Annotated in this window: 18 protein-coding genes; all 18 read right to left on the bottom strand. The window is 35.0% G+C overall.

The genetic code is table 11. The annotated features are described in order from the left end of the window. Positions 1-70 precede the first annotated feature (70 nt). The 18 genes from CXF79_RS04580 to CXF79_RS04495 all read right to left on the bottom strand — a co-directional run bounded on the left by CXF79_RS04580 (position 71) and on the right by CXF79_RS04495 (position 14,913). Positions 71-700 carry a DsbA family protein gene (locus CXF79_RS04580; RefSeq protein WP_101154145.1) on the bottom strand — a complete coding sequence of 210 codons (630 nt, stop codon included), beginning with the start codon at positions 698-700 and terminating at the stop codon, positions 71-73. Positions 701-904: 204 nt separating this feature from the next. Then, complete coding sequence (locus CXF79_RS04575) at positions 905-1,570, bottom strand: MlaC/ttg2D family ABC transporter substrate-binding protein (RefSeq protein WP_011042248.1); 666 nt, start codon at positions 1,568-1,570, stop codon at positions 905-907. Positions 1,571-1,807: 237 nt separating this feature from the next. After that, positions 1,808-2,392 (bottom strand): TetR/AcrR family transcriptional regulator, encoded by a 585-nt coding sequence (locus CXF79_RS04570; protein WP_101154144.1) that lies wholly within the window; start codon positions 2,390-2,392, stop codon positions 1,808-1,810. A gap of 460 nt (positions 2,393-2,852) precedes the next feature. Beyond that, positions 2,853-3,266, bottom strand: coding sequence for a GFA family protein (locus CXF79_RS04565; protein ID WP_101154143.1), 414 nt, complete (start codon positions 3,264-3,266; stop codon positions 2,853-2,855). A gap of 126 nt (positions 3,267-3,392) precedes the next feature. Then, complete coding sequence (locus tag CXF79_RS04560) at positions 3,393-3,605, bottom strand: hypothetical protein (protein WP_101154142.1); 213 nt, start codon at positions 3,603-3,605, stop codon at positions 3,393-3,395. A gap of 126 nt (positions 3,606-3,731) precedes the next feature. Continuing rightward, complete coding sequence (locus CXF79_RS04555; RefSeq protein WP_101154141.1) at positions 3,732-4,187, bottom strand: hypothetical protein; 456 nt, start codon at positions 4,185-4,187, stop codon at positions 3,732-3,734. A 117-nt stretch (positions 4,188-4,304) separates the two neighbouring features. After that, positions 4,305-4,805, bottom strand: coding sequence for an AAA family ATPase (locus CXF79_RS04550; RefSeq protein ID WP_101154140.1), 501 nt, complete (start codon positions 4,803-4,805; stop codon positions 4,305-4,307). Between the two features lie 322 nt (positions 4,806-5,127). Continuing rightward, the gene (locus CXF79_RS04545) at positions 5,128-5,802 is read right to left on the bottom strand and encodes a YkgJ family cysteine cluster protein (RefSeq protein ID WP_157825845.1); all 675 of its coding nucleotides are present in this window, start codon (positions 5,800-5,802) and stop codon (positions 5,128-5,130) included. Positions 5,803-5,913: 111 nt separating this feature from the next. Further along, complete coding sequence (locus tag CXF79_RS04540; protein ID WP_101154138.1) at positions 5,914-6,237, bottom strand: hypothetical protein; 324 nt, start codon at positions 6,235-6,237, stop codon at positions 5,914-5,916. 233 nt (positions 6,238-6,470) lie between these two features. Next, positions 6,471-7,388 (bottom strand): DUF4435 domain-containing protein, encoded by a 918-nt coding sequence (locus CXF79_RS04535; RefSeq protein ID WP_157825844.1) that lies wholly within the window; start codon positions 7,386-7,388, stop codon positions 6,471-6,473. Further along, the gene (locus CXF79_RS04530) at positions 7,381-8,844 is read right to left on the bottom strand and encodes an AAA family ATPase (RefSeq protein ID WP_157825843.1); all 1,464 of its coding nucleotides are present in this window, start codon (positions 8,842-8,844) and stop codon (positions 7,381-7,383) included. The genes CXF79_RS04535 and CXF79_RS04530 overlap by 8 nt, the downstream gene beginning before the upstream one ends. A gap of 346 nt (positions 8,845-9,190) precedes the next feature. Further along, positions 9,191-11,014 (bottom strand): replication endonuclease, encoded by a 1,824-nt coding sequence (locus CXF79_RS04525; protein ID WP_101154135.1) that lies wholly within the window; start codon positions 11,012-11,014, stop codon positions 9,191-9,193. Positions 11,015-11,018: 4 nt separating this feature from the next. Next, positions 11,019-11,312 carry a hypothetical protein gene (locus CXF79_RS04520; RefSeq protein WP_101154134.1) on the bottom strand — a complete coding sequence of 98 codons (294 nt, stop codon included), beginning with the start codon at positions 11,310-11,312 and terminating at the stop codon, positions 11,019-11,021. After that, positions 11,305-11,550 (bottom strand): helix-turn-helix transcriptional regulator, encoded by a 246-nt coding sequence (locus CXF79_RS04515; RefSeq protein WP_101154133.1) that lies wholly within the window; start codon positions 11,548-11,550, stop codon positions 11,305-11,307. The genes CXF79_RS04520 and CXF79_RS04515 overlap by 8 nt, the downstream gene beginning before the upstream one ends. Before the next feature lie 84 nt (positions 11,551-11,634). Beyond that, positions 11,635-12,444, bottom strand: coding sequence for a hypothetical protein (locus CXF79_RS04510; RefSeq protein ID WP_101154132.1), 810 nt, complete (start codon positions 12,442-12,444; stop codon positions 11,635-11,637). Between the two features lie 192 nt (positions 12,445-12,636). Continuing rightward, positions 12,637-12,918 carry a hypothetical protein gene (locus tag CXF79_RS04505; protein WP_157825842.1) on the bottom strand — a complete coding sequence of 94 codons (282 nt, stop codon included), beginning with the start codon at positions 12,916-12,918 and terminating at the stop codon, positions 12,637-12,639. A gap of 17 nt (positions 12,919-12,935) precedes the next feature. Then, complete coding sequence (locus CXF79_RS04500) at positions 12,936-13,559, bottom strand: hypothetical protein (RefSeq protein WP_101154130.1); 624 nt, start codon at positions 13,557-13,559, stop codon at positions 12,936-12,938. Between the two features lie 208 nt (positions 13,560-13,767). Further along, entirely contained in the window at positions 13,768-14,913 is a 1,146-nt protein-coding gene (locus CXF79_RS04495; protein WP_101154129.1) for a site-specific integrase, read from the bottom strand. Positions 14,914-15,527 lie beyond the last annotated feature (614 nt).

Raw genomic sequence — 15,527 nt, 5'->3', positions numbered from 1 at the left:
ATGTATTACATCACTTTTTTATTTCCACGCTCCCTTAGAATCCAAACAAGTAGAAAACTAGTAAGGAAGACTAACTCGTCTTTTTTATTATATAAGCCAAGGTTGTCTTGTAGTCACTGTAATCCAGTGGTATTTGTTCGATAACGCCATCAACGTCAAGCACTAAGGATGGAAAACCCTGCTGGGTTAATTCTCTTGCCAAAGTTACTTGTTTTGCTAACTCTTTGTTTGTTTCTGACGAGTTAATATCAACAATAAATTGCGCTACATCTAAAGTAGGTGATGTCTGCTCGCTTAACTCTTTCGCCACACTAACTAACACATCCACATCAGATGGATTTAAAGCACGTAAGTAATATGCCTGCTGAATTGCATCTATCATAGCTTTTTGGCAAGACTGTTTGTGTGCTGCAATCGCAGCTCTACAGGCGTTATACGTTGAGCGCCTTGCCGTATTTTCACGCCAAAAATCATAATTAAACTTTGTACCTAATTTTTGCTCTATGGTACGCCAATGATTTTGAATCATCTGCTGTTGATCAATTGGCATTGCGCTGTCTGAATCAGGAGCCAAACCACCTGCAACATATTCCACATCTATCGACTTAGGCAAGTGTTGTTGTAAAAGGTCCCAAACAGGACGATAGCCCCAACACCAGCTGCACATTGGATCGTAAATATAATATAACTTGGTGCTCATATATAGCCTCTCTCTGGTGAAACAAAGTACAAAGAAGTGATTATTTAAATAATATTACACTTAATAAATAAATGTTGGACAGTTTAGCCATAGGTATAAAGTATCTAGCTCTTTATATTAGCTCAATAGCTAATGCCTCATTAATCACTAATGGTAGCTTTGAAACATTAGTCTTTACTGATAACTCAACTGTTCAAGGTAAAGTTACTTAGCTAAAGAAGCTAATTCTAACGTAACGTGATCTATACCCTGCCTAGCAATTTTCTTATTCAATTCAGCCTGTTTAGTACTTAATAAAGAGATGCCCTCTACCGTGATATCAAACGCCTTCCATTCTCCTGTTTTTTTGTTTTTTCTCATTTGAAAAACAATATCAATGGTTGGTGCGCCTTGATCAATAATTTGTGTTTTAACACCAATTATTCTTTTACCTTTAGTTGGTTTTTCAGGTTCAAAAATAACTTGTTGGTTTTTATACTTAGATAAAGCAACAGAGTAAGTTCTTACCAAGTAATGACGCATCGCTTTTACAAATTCAGCACGTTGTTCTTTCGATACCTTTTTCAAATGTTTACCTAAAATACGATATGAAGCATAACGGTAATCTATCGATGGCATTAATTCTTCTTCTACAATATCGCGCATTAAATGAGGAAACTTTTCAATCGCTTGCTGATTAGCTGAAATACGCGAAAACAAGTTGGTGCCCGCTGTTTTTAATACCACATAAGGTGAGACATTATTTACAGGAGAAACAGAAGCAGTTACTGAACTTGCCGATGCGGTTGCACCAGATGAAGCTGCTAATGCTTCAGAAGTAGTAGAGAGTAATACAAAAGCCATGATGCTTGTTGTTATGAGTGTTCGCATGAGAAGGTGATCCTTAAATATAATATAAGTACTGGAAAATCGGCCATTACATACCGACCAAGCGGTTTGTAACTAATAGCGAGATAATATCACCGACCGCTCGGTATGTTAAAGATATTTTAAAGAATAAAAAAGTTTACAAAAGTGTAAATAGGAATAAGCAAGTGAGATGGACATGACTAAGTATTATTAAGTTCAGGTGATTTTTTAAGGGAGAAAATACCTAGGTGAGATGATTTACTTTTTTAACGCCCTAATATAGATACATAATTCAGCGATAACTTGTTGAAACAATTCTTTATTGCGTGAGCTCTTGCTTAAGCTGGTAGCGCCATTTAAGGTAGCAACGATAAAGTACCCCACTTGGCTAAACGCTAGATTATCACGTAAATCACCACTAATTCGCTTAAGAGCATCGACAATCAATTGATTCAATTGTTCCTGCATACATAAGATACGTAAACGAAAGCCTTCATCAACATTTGCCATTTCTTCACAAAGATTATTGAGCGGACAGCCACAAACAACTTCACTGCAAGACATTTCCTCAGTCATTGAAGTTAAAAAATCGCACAAGCCTTCAATAGGATCATCAACAGTCAGAGGTGTCTGCCATACGTTTAAAAACATCGGAGTGTAAACTTCTTCAAATACGGCGTAACCCAGCTCTATTTTACTAGTGAAGTGATAGTACAGCGCACCTTTTGATATTTCACAGCGATTGAGAATAACTGATAAGCTGGTCGCTTTAAAACCATGCTGATGAATTTCATCGGCGGCCACGGTTAAAATATTCTGGCGGGTTTGCTCTGCATCACTCATGGCTACTACTCAATTATTTTACTAAACGGTTTAATCACCTAAATAATAACCAACCGATCGGTATGTTGCAAGCATTGCTTAAAAACACTCCCCCATGATTATTAAGTAGTTCAATCGATGACTAGGTCTATCATCATGAAGTTAGGGTGATTTTCGTGACTTAAATACGCTGAACGTCACGTTTTCATTTAATGTAGAATTGTTATGCTCATTAATTTTACCAATGACATTTTATTGATTCGTCCTATGAACTCTTTTTGAATAATCCATCAAACTAAGTAAAGTTCATTTACTAAATGATCACTTATGCCACATTCGAGACATTAGCTTTTAAAGACAATCAATACTTCGGATTAGGTTTTGTATCGATAACGCTTGGCTAAGCGGCTAAGTACAATTTGCTAAAATGCGCGCAGCGCGAGCAAACAGTACGTGTCCGTTTAAGCAACTTGTTAGCTGCTTACTCTCCACTTTCAAAGTGGGCAAAAACTTCCGCACCTGTCATATTTTTCGTTTCATTCTTAAACTCGTAATATTCTGGCTTTTCGTCAATGAATATTTGATGAGATAACTTGTAGTTATCCCCCGACATCAATAATCCAACAGGAAGGTGATACTGATTACTTGGAACTAAAAAGTAAAATAAGTGTGTACCACATTTACCGCAGAAGCCTCTTTCCGCCCACTCTGATGACTGATACCTAACAACATTTGACTCACCTGATATTTCAACTGAATCAGCGCAATCAATGGCTAACATTGGGCCGCCAGACCAATTTCTACACATACTACAATGACAGGCCGCCAATTCGTTACTAGCATACTCTACTTCCAACTTAACAGAGCCACATAGACACTTTCCTTTACCTTTCATAGATCCTCCAACTTTGTAATGAGTGTGAAACTTAATATCAGCTAACGCCTGCTTAAGCGGAAAATATAGCGGCCTAAAATGTTGAACGAAAACAGCCAGCTGTATTTTTTCCGTTTGAAGCCCTTGTTATCTGTTGTTTCTGCTGCGGTGATATATAACACCCATTATTGCAGCAGAAATACCAACTATTATTGCGACAGTTGCTAACTGCACACCTGCTTGTTGGCCCGTTAAAGTTCCTGAGTTTAAATTTTGCAATATCGGTAATGTACCGAAATAAACACCTACAGCTAGACCAGCAATACCGCAAAAAAGGCCTGTACTTTTACTTTGTTTCATATGAACTCCATCTCATTAGGTAAATTAAAAACATAACACCCTATTAAAGGGCAAAAAATTGTTGGTTAAAATGTTGAGGAACGAAAACAACCAACTGTTTTTTATCCTTATTTATTAGCTTGTTAGCTATACTTTTACACAAGTACCTGCTTCTTCAAGCTCTTTGTCTTTGGTTATAAATCTCGACTGCGACAATTCAATAATTTCAGATATGAAAACTTCACCCTCATATGAAATAGCTTCAAGTATCTCCACGGAGTTTTTTAGCTCAGGAATTGAGGCATCAAGAATAATCGTTTTCACTGCTTTCTCAGTAATAGTATTCCCGTTTATTTTCCAAGGACCAGAGTGAGAAACCTTAAGCCAAACATCATCTTCCATACCTTTCAATCTATAAACATGTATGTCTGTTGATGTACCATCTACTCTGTATTCAACCGTATGAGAGACATCGAAAATGTCTTCGTCGCCTTCTCCCACTGTAAATGAATCACATTTCCAGTTTCCCACAGCCAAAGATTCATCTGGCGAGGCAAAGCTAGAAAAAGAAAATATAACTAATAATATTGGAATGATTCTCATAACTATCCTTGTATAGCTAACGCCCACTTAAGCGGACAAAATAGTTGGTTAAAATGTGAAACGAAGCGGAACCTAACCAACTGTTTTTGTTTCGTTTTAAGTTCTTGTTAGGTGCATTTATATACCAAGCCTTTCAATAAGATTTTGAATTGATCGCTCAGGTGATTCACCAGCAGTATCAATTGAGATTACTTCAGAACCCCAAGGGTGATATTCTCTTGCTTTTACACTTTTCCACGATGGTAAAGCCAAACTTTTTACAGGAGAATCACGACTCTCCACTCTAATTTTATGCTCAATTTCATTAGAGCAACTAATTTCTATATTAACGTATTTTGCACCAGAATTAATAGCCGTTTGCTCCCATTCAACTCTAGATTCAGGGACAGAGTTACACGAGTCGCCAACCACATTTAGCCCTTGTATTAAATTATCTGAAGCCAACCTATAAGCTATTTTATAACCTTCAGCATAAACTTTTAAACCACAGATATCCTTTAGGGATTGCTCAATTGTATCAACTCGTAAATACGACGCTCCAAGGTGTTTACTTAAAAGTGCCGCTAAAGTACTTTTTCCAGTCCCCGGCAATCCTGAAAATATATAAAGTGTTGCCATACTAGATTTGCACCTAACGCCCTAATAATGATTTACAGTAGCGCAGCATAATTCATCTAATACAATCACTTACACAAACAATGATGGGTAATTATTTTTGCGTGTAGCACATGTGTAGCATTTTACTTTGCAAATTTATTTCGTGAATAATATCACTACAATATAGCTAAATACCACTAAGCGGTCATTGCTCGTTGAGATATGCAGCTAATTCGGATTAGATTTTCTATTGATAATGCCACATTAACAGGCAAAAAATTGTTGGCTAAAATAGCGCCGAAGAAGCAAAAAGCCAACTATTTGTTGTCCTTGTTTAATTTTTTTAGGGTTCAATCGACTCTGGCAAAGGAGTGAAAACAGTTGATCCTTTAAACCATCGTTTCTCAGCATTTTTATCTGTAATAGCTACAAGTAAAGCTTGACCTAATTCGTGTGGAACAGCTGATAGTTTTTTATTTGAATAAGCGGCCATAACAGCATGCATTTTAGCTGCACTCTTCATTGCAATTCCTTTATGCTCGGGCACTACAGCAAATGGATCTTTACATACTTCGGCGTCAAGAGAATTAAACTTTCGACACATAGCTGGTCGGAAATCATAAATAGTACACTTTCCATCATTCAACATGGGGCATGTAATTTGGTGTTCTATTTGTGAAAGTCCTTTAGCTTTTTCTGAGTAGTCCTCTAGGTTTTCTACTAACTCAGTGAGTTGTTCATTAGACAAATAAGCTTTTAATTTTTTAGCTATATAAAATATTTCAGGAGCAAGCGCTTCAACTCTAAGTGTGCAGCAATAACTACAGCCATTTTCGCAACCAAACCGAACACCAAGCTTTTTAGTTTCGTTGACAGTACTATCTATTTTAGAATGAAGATCAGAAACAAGGTTAATAGCATAAATGCTATTATTATTACTTCGTAGCTTATTTTTATATTCTTTTTGCGTAGTAACAACCAACTGTTGTATTTCCGCCTGTTCTCGTGGATTTAACACCAAACTCTCCTTGAACTCTAACGCCTCATTAAGAAGCTAAAAATAGTTGTTTAAAATAAGCAACGAATGACCAAAAAACAACTGTTTTTTGTCCTTTTGAATGGCTTATAGTTATGTGTGAGAGAGTAAATCTCCGTAACCCCATATAACAGTACCAGTGAGTGCGATAAAGAACCCAGCATGATTTATAAATTTATGCTTAAACTTATAAGTGTCGCCCATTGCACCTGCATCCTCTGACAATACCATTTGAACATGTTTGGATTCGCATATAACTCCAAGTACAACTATTAGTGCACCAGAGCGTTGAAACCAAGAATCAGGAGCTTCAAAACCTACTGAATCCAGATAGACTGAAATGAGTGCAACAATAATGGCGAGAATTATAAAAGTAATTTCACGATAGGCACTAGGATTAAAATTCAACGATGACATTGTTCGAGTACACCTTACACATAACGCTCTGTTAATGACTTTTGGAAACAAGGGGAAACCTTGAAATACAATAGGATAAACACAAAAACAAACAAATCTAAACGTACATCCGTAGCGCTTGAGGCTGAAGTGTTACGCAAGTTTATAATCCTAGCTAATAGAGCGGAGTTTAAACTAAAAATATATATTTAAGTCTATCTAGTAAGTAGGGTATGAAGTTACCCTACTTGTATTTAAGCCATATTTCTAAGTGTTTCTTTTACATAATTTAAATCTGAATTTTCAATGTTATTTTTAATCACACTAATTAATTGAGCTACATTCATATCAGTGTTTTTTTTGTATAAGCAATTTTCAGTATCTCCAATTTCGCATAAAGGGCATTGAGTGATACTCTGTCCGCATGCTTGATGTAATTCCTTCAAGAAGTGAAGTAATGATTTTAAGAAAAAATGAAGGTGCCATTTACCTTTACAAAAATCTTTCATCTGAAGAATACTACCGTTAGTAATATTGTGCCTTTGAGCAAAAGTATCAAGATCACTATACTTGGCTTCCAAGAGCTCTTTTTGGCTATCGTCATATATAAAACGTTCATAACCGTCAGAAAAGCCTAATAATGAATCATAATCTTCTTCTACTGCATTCCTCAAAGCTTCAAGTGTTATATAATAAAACTCTGTTACTCTTGTATTAATTAAATCTATCACTTTAGTTGTGAGATCTAAATTTAGTTGCTCCCTTGATACAGAGGTTAATGTTTTTATAGTTTCGATTATAGACTTTTCCGTCACAAAGCTATTTTCAAATGAATATGAATTTAGATATAAGATACCTGGTCTTTCATTCTTTTCATTCCTAAAGGCTTTAGCATCACTATCAACAACTCCTTTGAAATATTTATATACTAAATGGCTATTAGAATATTTTTCATTTATAAAAGTAACCTTATTCTCAATTTCAGCACAACCAGAGGTACATTCTTTAAAATATTCTATAGGTTTGACATTGAATTTATTGTCATTAGAATTAATGAGATCTATGTAAACACTTAAATCATCTTTACCTTCTACCACTACCAATGGCCTTTTAGTCATTACTGCTGTTTTAACTGCGTTATGAAACTCCACTTTCATCTGTTCTCTAGACATAATCATACTCATCAGAACCTTTATCTTTTGGAGCTTCTTCTATTTCCAAAGGTTCCTCATCTTTTATAATCTCCAACTCAGCTAAGTTATCAATTGATTCTGCAAGAATTGGACTATGCGATGCGGCAATAATCTGACATGAAGGCATCAACTCTTCTAATGTAGGTATTAGTGCTTCTTGCCAAGTAGCATTAAGAGATATTTCCGGTTCATCAATAATAATGAAATTTCTATGGCGTCCTTGATCTAAAAGAAGCGTGAATAAAGTCAGGATATGTCTTTCACCACTTGATAACTTATTTATATCATGACTATTTTTGCCGATTTTGACTTTTATCGCATTATTATTGATTATTAATTTCTTATCATCACCAGTAAAAAAATCAAACCTATCAATAACAGTATTGATTGCTGATAGTTCTTCTTCGCTATCTTTTAATTGTTCCGACATTTCTAATAGTAATCGGCTTAAAAGGGAATTATCTCTTAACTCATTTACATCATCTTCATTATTTATTTTTCGAAGCTCTTTAACAATTCTATCTTTAAAGCTATTTTCAGTTTTGTCATCTAAAGCTTCTATTAGAAGTTCTTTATTTCTATTTATAATTTCATTAAAGTTTACGGGTAACAATTTTGGGGCTTTGGGTCCCATTTCATTTTGTTCAGTAATAGCGCTAGCTAAAGTGTCAAACAAGGCACTCTGAATTTTTCTTGCCGCGCTCCTTCTTGCATTTCTATATCTACCAAGGAGAGTACTTTCAATATTATCCATATTGACTTCCTTTAAAAACACATGATTTTCATCGTAATCTATAACATTAGTACCTCGGATTGAACTACTATTTCTTTTCTTTAAAAACATCAATAAATCGTCTGCAAAGTCATGGACTTGGTTGAAATTTTTAAAGTTTGAACGAAATTCATGCGTTCTAGATAAATAATTTACGAGTATTTTTGTATTGAGGTTTAAACGGCTAGATTGAGTTCCACGATCAACACCTAATGAAAGTGACTTACTCATCGCTAATTCACTTTTTGAGAATGAATCCCAATCAAAGATATTTACAACGTTTTTATTAAAATACGCCTCTTTAAGCAAATACCCTTTTCTGTTTAAATTAATATCTTGTTCTGAATGTTCCTCACGAAATAAGTCTTCTTGGTTTTCTTTAATTTTAGATATCTTTACAGTTTTATCTATCCATTGTTCTTCTTGCCTATCAAATTTAGTTGAAGTTGAAGTTTTATAATCAATGATAATTGATTCAACTTCTTCCTCTAAAAGAACGTTGTCGTCTTGTTTAAAGACTGCATTTAATATTTTTAAAAATGTTGTTTTTCCACAACCATTATCACCATAGATAACGGAAGATTGCTTTTCAGAAAAACATATCTGTACTGATTTTGAAGGTGATTTAAACCCGTTAATTACGATTTTCTTTAAAAAAATCAATTTAGATTCCTTTCTTATTAAAGATAAAAAAATTTGAGAATATGACTTTACCCTGTTCATTCTAAAAAATATAGTTTCTCCTAAAAATCAATAGATTAATGTTTTGTTAATTTTAATAAATAGTACAGTTATTTACAGAACTCCAAGTAAAAGCATCTTTGCCATTCTGGCAGTCGACTAACTAAAGCCTAAAAAATTAATAGTGGAGTATTTTGAGTTGAGCTAAAGCTTAATTTCTAGCTAAAGGCTCTTTTGAGGTGTGCTTGAGTTGTTCAGGTTTGCAGATTTTCGACTAAATGAGCCTTTAGCCCAATTTTAGGCAGCGTTTGGCTTTAGCCTAATAAGTTTATGCCTTTTCTATTTTCCATTGATAATGTCTGGTTATAACCGCTTTACCCGCGAACCATAACCCTTTCACTTTGAGTATCAGCTCACCATCATAATAGCTTTGCAAGCATTCGCCTGTTTGCTCATTAACATTCAACTCATGATATAGCTGAATAGGTCTATCTTTGTTTTTGATGTGTAGTCCGCCCATAGCAAGCGTATAACCTTGCCAATCATTGTCATCAGCAGCAAAGCGAGCTTGCTCTAGTAATTCATCTTTTTTATCCATGAATTTAGTACGTAATCGTCTTAGTTCACGCCACACAGATACGCTTGCACCACCAATTTGTTGAAACTGACGAATACACCAACACGAAGCCCAAGCATCAATGCGTTGCGCTACGTGTATTGAGTCATTACCGAATTTATCTTCACCTAATCCAGCACCATCAATATTTTTAACGATGTATTTTAAGATATACCCTGTCGCAGAGCCTTTAGCTGGGTCAATTTTCTTAAAGTCACAACGGTTTTCTGCTGCGCCTTTTTCATCACCGTCAATCTCTAGTGCGTAATGACGAATAATGTCTTGTAGCGCTTGAAGCTTTTCACCTTCAATGAAAAATAACATATGCCAATGCGGTGTACCGTCATGTTGTGGTTCAACAACACGAAAGCCATAAGGGGTTATATCTTGTCGCTTAAATTCAGCGCGTGCTTTTTGCCATTGATGATTTAAATACTCATTTGCCTCATCTGGCATAAGTCCTTGCCACTTTGGGTTGGCTGCGCCTGATTTTGAAAAGGCGCGATGATATTTGGAAGGACACGTTACGGTAATAAATAAGGCTTCATGCCCTAAGTCTTTCGCTAAGTTTTCAAAGCCTCTCGCACGACATATAAGCTCGTCTTTTCGTATCTTGGGATTTGATACGTTAAGGTCTGAAATTTCTTTTAATGAGTAGCGTTGACCGCTTTCGTTGATAATGAAACTTGAGCTTAATAATTCCTCGTTTCGTAACCGTTGGGCAATACGGTTTTTAGTGGTTAGGTTACTGGCGTAAATCTGTCTTTTACTGTTAACGAAGTTTAAATGTATTGCAGCTTTTTCGTTTGCTTGTCTAATTATTTTTCGCATTTTTGGTAACCACCAGCGATTATCACTTAATCGTTTGATGCAACCTTCTAATGATTGCTTCTTATTTATTTCTGGTGGTGTGATGTTAAACATCATTACGTAACGAGATAAATACTCGTATACGGTTTTTCGCTCTGCTATAGCGAATTCGCTATCCTGTTCGCTCTTTGCATAGCGAACAGGGGCGAAAGTTTCGTTAACGGGTTCGCTATCGTTCGCTTTGTCGTTAACGGGATTTTCGCTTAGCACTAGCGAACTGTTTCGCATATTTTCGCTATGCGTTTGCTCTGCATTCCCGTTAACGGACTGACCAACGTTATGATTTTCGTTAACGGCTTTACCATGATGTACATGAAGGAAAGAAACTGTTTTGGGGTCTATTACGATTTGTCGGCAATAGTTCGCACACTCTTTTGCTTTAACATTAATATCATCGTCAAAACAAAAGAACATATGCGTCAATTTTTTTGGCAAGAGGTTATACAATTTTTTGGACGTATCTAAGATATGCCTGTTACGGTCATAGTCAGTTGGCTTGTTAAAAGCCTCGGTTAAAATCGTGCCTTTAATGACGTTAGAAAATGGCGCTAATTTATTGGTGATAAAGACAGCATCAAGTTTATCTACACGCGATAAAAAAGGCGCTAAAACATTATCTTTATCATTAATCGCTTTAACGATTAACTTTTCCTTAAAAATATCCATGTGCTTATTTAGAAATAGCTAACATAGACACATAAACCTGACCTGCTTGAGTCAAAAAATAGTGTTCATGTTTTACACCATAAGGATAAATAATCTCGCTCTGGACAAGGTTTTCGTTAACGAGTTTGTTCAGGGTACGCATATCAAATTTGTAAGGTACACCGTCTTTATTAACGTAACTTTTAAGGCCATTTACCTGTCTGTAGGAATAACCAACTTGACGACAAATTTCAAAGTATGTTGCGCTATAAGATAGCCAGATTAAAAGTCGCATTTGCTCTTTAGTTAACTTAGGCATGTTCACCTCCTAAAGAGATTTGACCTAAATGCTCTAAGCGGCAAAAGCTATTTAACCAATTGTCTAAATCATCTTTTAAGTAGCGAACGGCACGCCCAATTTTGATAAAAGGTGGCGCAGGTGTTCTATTTTCGCGATTTCCTTCCATACGTGATTGGCGCAGGAAAGAACGACTCATACCGATATATTCGGCTGTTTCTATTTCAGATAAAACTCTGGGTTGGATATTGTGGGACATTGTTGTCTACCTCGATTGATTAATGTGCTTCGAGGTAGAAATTTATTCGTCATTTTTGTCATATGACGTTAGCCATGACTAAAATTATTTATTTTTTTGAAACCTGCTTACTAAATTTTTAAAAGTACCTTTTGTCATTGTTCGGTCATTATCGTTCTCTTGCCCCCAAATTATTTTATCGGTCGACATTTCACGTAATAAAAAATAGGGGTCGATTAAGTCATTCTCTTCACTGTGCTGTTGAAGAATATGATTCCAAAGTGCAGAAGCTCCTTTTCTGGGGTGAGCTTTAATAAGTCCTTTCAGGTAAAGATGAAATACATTTTCTCTTTCACCAGAATCTTCTTCCTTCTTAGGCATTTCATCTGTTGGAAATAAATGACTCTTAGCCCAGTCAATATCTTTAGGCGTTACGACCATATCGTTAAGTTCAAAGGATAACGTTGTTGTCAGTAAGTCACTTTCGGTATGCATCATTTCACGGTTTTTTTCGTCAATAACACGACCGTTAATAGAATGGTTTGGAATAGCATTAACATCCAGAGACTTGAGAACATAACGGCTATCAAAGCAGTTATCTATGAGGATTCCAGAGGGCGTTTCGTACATAGTGATGCTAGACTTATTGAGTAAGTCACACTCAGTAATACTTATAGAGCCTTGTTGTAATAGACGTCTTCTATCATGAGGCTTTAAGGTAATAACACCTTTGTAGTTAACAACACCTACAACTCTAATTTCAGTAAAATCGGCTTCTGTAATAACAAAGTATTTACTGAAAACAAAGAAATGAATAGGATTGTTATGCTGTTCACATAAGTAAATATAATCGTACTCACTAAAACCGAATTTACTTTGTAATTCAGATAAACGGTAGTAATCCTTTTCAATCATATAATTTACCATTTTATAAATTCATAAAACTTAAGCATAGGTTTTAACGGATAATATTTTAGTGAAAGATAAAATTCATTTTAAACTTTAAGTTACAGATAATGATATTACTAAATAAGTACTTATATATTCAAGAGGAGTGATTAAACAAAAGTATCAACAAATGGAAAAATGCTATTGGAGCCCATAAATTCAAAACCCCTCCTTTTTTTTAGATTTAGTTACTTTTTTACCCGTGGTTTTTTTAGGTTTAGTTGCTTTTTTACCTGTGATTTTTTTAGATTCCTTCGATTTAATGCTACCTTTAGGTTTTGTCGCTTTTTTACCTTGCTTTTTTTGACTCTCCCCCTCTGTTTCTGTAGCTGCAATATAGACTAGACCGTTAGACTTCACCTTATTTGGTATTTCCAAAGCAATAGAATTATTATTAAACAAAAAGAAGATCGAAATAGAAAGCAATCTGATTTCTTTCAAAGTACGTGCCTTTACCTTTAACAATGACATGGGGCTGCAACGGAGTTAACTATGGTTCCGTTATAAGCATTAATAGTCTCATCAAAACAACGTTTCCCTGGATACTCGACCCTCCTCAATATTAAATTTTGATTGATCCACTTTTGACATAAAATTCTTGGAGAATTGAATTCAAGTGTTTCATATGATTCAATATCACTTGCTATTGCTTTATTTAATATATTGAAATTAAGCATAGTTACGATTGTCTCTTGAGAATCGACTATTTTTTCAACTGCAACCCATTCAAATCTTACTCTATTTTTAGGAGTCCTTATCCTAATAAAAACATCGCCAGATTCACATATATTTGCATCAACTTCTACATAGGAACTTGTAATATATGGATCCATAGGCCGAGCAGTGCATACTAAATTTTTTTTCCACATTTCAAGATTAACTTCTGCTTTTTTAGAGTCACCAAAATCAACGCTCTTTTGTTTTGAATTCCATAACTCCATATACGTGGGTACAGCGCCTACTAACGCAACTAAAATAGTTGGATATAGTAAAAACCATTGCCACCACTTTTTTGGGGGGGATTCTACGGTATCGGGGTGAGTACTACCTTCTTTCGTTGTTTGGTTTGATTTATCAATCATATGTTATCTTCCATAATATTTATCCTTTCTCAATTTAATAAGAAAGTAACAACAATTGTTGATGAAGGGAGGTAAGTTTAAATCTACCTAATATGACTTTAGTTCAAAATTTTAAAAATTCAACGTTGTTAATTTTTAAGAAATTAAAAATAATAGAAAAACTAAGTTGTATGCAGCATAAATCATTCCGTTTAAGATGAATCTTTAACTAACCTATTAAATTAACAGCCGCAGCTTTATGCTCTGGCGCTAAGTGTGCATATCTTAGCGTCATTTTTAAATCACTGTGACCTAACAACTCACGAACTGTATTTAAATCAACACTTGCCATCACTAGCTTACTGGCAAAATGGTGACGTAAATCGTGAAAACGAAAATTCGTAATTTGTGCCTCATCTAATAAAGCTCCCCACACGTAAGGAAAGTCTTTTAACTGAGCATGGTTTTTATCTTTGAAGACAAAACCTATTCCGTCCGTTTCTTGTTGCCATTGCTTAAGGATATTAAAAGCTTGTGAATTTAACGGTAAATGGCGGGTATTACCTGATTTAGCATTTTGAAAGTCAACGGTCAGTATCTTGTTATCAAAATTAACATGATTCCATTCAAGTGATAACAACTCACCTTTTCGCATACCTGTATTTAAGGCAAGTATCACTATCACTTCTAAAAAATCAGTGTCACAGGTTTGTAGATTATCTCGTAATCTTGTTTCTTCATCTTTGGATAAATAGCGAACTTTAGAATTATCTACGGTTAAGGTTTTTACCTTATTCAAATCATGACTATCAATAGCTCCCCATTCAACAGCACGACTCAAACAGCCCTTAATGGTATTTATTTGCCTATTCGTTGTTGCAGGCTTAACTCCGTCAGTTAATCGTTTGTTTCGCCATTTCTCGATCTCCCACGCGTTAATATCAGACAATTGAAAGTCCATTAGGGTAGGAAATGAAGATTCGAACGCTTTTATGGTTTTTTCGGCTGTTTTGGGATTACGTGATTTTAACCAAGGCGCATATTTTTCTTCTAAGAAAAACTGGAGTGTTGAAAATTTAGAATATTTGGTTTTGGTTCTGTCATGCTTTCTGACAGCTTGGACATCGACACCTTGAGTCACTTCGGCAATTTTATTTTTTGCTAAGTCTCTGGCTTGTGCTGGTGTCATTTGACCATCGATACCTAATCGATAATTCACTTGTTTCCCATTGAGGCGGTAAAACAAATAATAAGTGATCAAACCTGTGGGTGTTATACGGGCGTGAAAACCAGAGATCTCAGTGTCATTTAAACGCTTATCTTCTGGTGATAAGTTTTTAATATTGGTTACTGTTATTTTATTTTTTATTGGCATCGATAAGTCATCCTTGTAGCTCATTTGTAGCATCATCATTATGCTACAATGAACAAACAAGAACAACAACAAACCAACACCTATAATTTAAACGCATAAATACCAATAACTTAACGACATATAACGTTCATTGGTGTTCATTGATGTTTACTGATTAATATGGCCGTAACGCCCTAATAATGGGCAAAAAATTGTTGGCTATAATGTTGAGGAACGAAAACAGCCAACTGTTTTTTGTCCTTATTTATTAGCTTGTTATATTTATTTTTAGCTATCTATTTTATTAGAAACACTAATGCTAAATGTATTAAATTTGTTGCTATTAATCACCCTGCATTGAATACCAATAGTGACTGGAATCCAGAGTAAATTAATTAACAAAGTTGCATATGAATCTGTAATACCAAATCCTTTAACAAGTAACAGATTTATGAAAATTAATGGAAATACTCCAATTAAAATGCTTCTCCAAAACACAGACCACCATAGAAATGCGGACTGCTTATAACTCATTTTATTATTAGACTCATTATCCATTATTAAGCACTAACCTCGAGATAAATATAACAGTATATTATGGAGACTTCTCAGTAATGTCCGACCCATAAAATTCA

Origin of the sequence: Colwellia sp. Bg11-28 (genome assembly GCF_002836245.1) — a bacterium.
Classification (GTDB): domain Bacteria; phylum Pseudomonadota; class Gammaproteobacteria; order Enterobacterales; family Alteromonadaceae; genus Colwellia; species Colwellia psychrerythraea_A.
This window is presented reverse-complemented; position numbering and strand designations above follow the sequence as displayed.

Coding starts and splice junctions, on each gene's coding strand:
- CXF79_RS04515 (WP_101154133.1), bottom strand. CDS start 11,550: ATGTCCCACAATATCCAACCCAGAGTTTTATCTGAAATAGAAACAGCC.
- CXF79_RS04510 (WP_101154132.1), bottom strand. CDS start 12,444: ATGATTGAAAAGGATTACTACCGTTTATCTGAATTACAAAGTAAATTC.
- CXF79_RS04535 (WP_157825844.1), bottom strand. CDS start 7,388: ATGTCTAGAGAACAGATGAAAGTGGAGTTTCATAACGCAGTTAAAACA.
- CXF79_RS04555 (WP_101154141.1), bottom strand. CDS start 4,187: ATGAGAATCATTCCAATATTATTAGTTATATTTTCTTTTTCTAGCTTT.
- CXF79_RS04520 (WP_101154134.1), bottom strand. CDS start 11,312: ATGCCTAAGTTAACTAAAGAGCAAATGCGACTTTTAATCTGGCTATCT.
- CXF79_RS04570 (WP_101154144.1), bottom strand. CDS start 2,392: ATGAGTGATGCAGAGCAAACCCGCCAGAATATTTTAACCGTGGCCGCC.
- CXF79_RS04540 (WP_101154138.1), bottom strand. CDS start 6,237: ATGTCATCGTTGAATTTTAATCCTAGTGCCTATCGTGAAATTACTTTT.
- CXF79_RS04495 (WP_101154129.1), bottom strand. CDS start 14,913: ATGCCAATAAAAAATAAAATAACAGTAACCAATATTAAAAACTTATCA.
- CXF79_RS04575 (WP_011042248.1), bottom strand. CDS start 1,570: ATGCGAACACTCATAACAACAAGCATCATGGCTTTTGTATTACTCTCT.
- CXF79_RS04565 (WP_101154143.1), bottom strand. CDS start 3,266: ATGAAAGGTAAAGGAAAGTGTCTATGTGGCTCTGTTAAGTTGGAAGTA.
- CXF79_RS04580 (WP_101154145.1), bottom strand. CDS start 700: ATGAGCACCAAGTTATATTATATTTACGATCCAATGTGCAGCTGGTGT.
- CXF79_RS04560 (WP_101154142.1), bottom strand. CDS start 3,605: ATGAAACAAAGTAAAAGTACAGGCCTTTTTTGCGGTATTGCTGGTCTA.
- CXF79_RS04550 (WP_101154140.1), bottom strand. CDS start 4,805: ATGGCAACACTTTATATATTTTCAGGATTGCCGGGGACTGGAAAAAGT.
- CXF79_RS04500 (WP_101154130.1), bottom strand. CDS start 13,559: ATGATTGATAAATCAAACCAAACAACGAAAGAAGGTAGTACTCACCCC.
- CXF79_RS04525 (WP_101154135.1), bottom strand. CDS start 11,014: ATGGATATTTTTAAGGAAAAGTTAATCGTTAAAGCGATTAATGATAAA.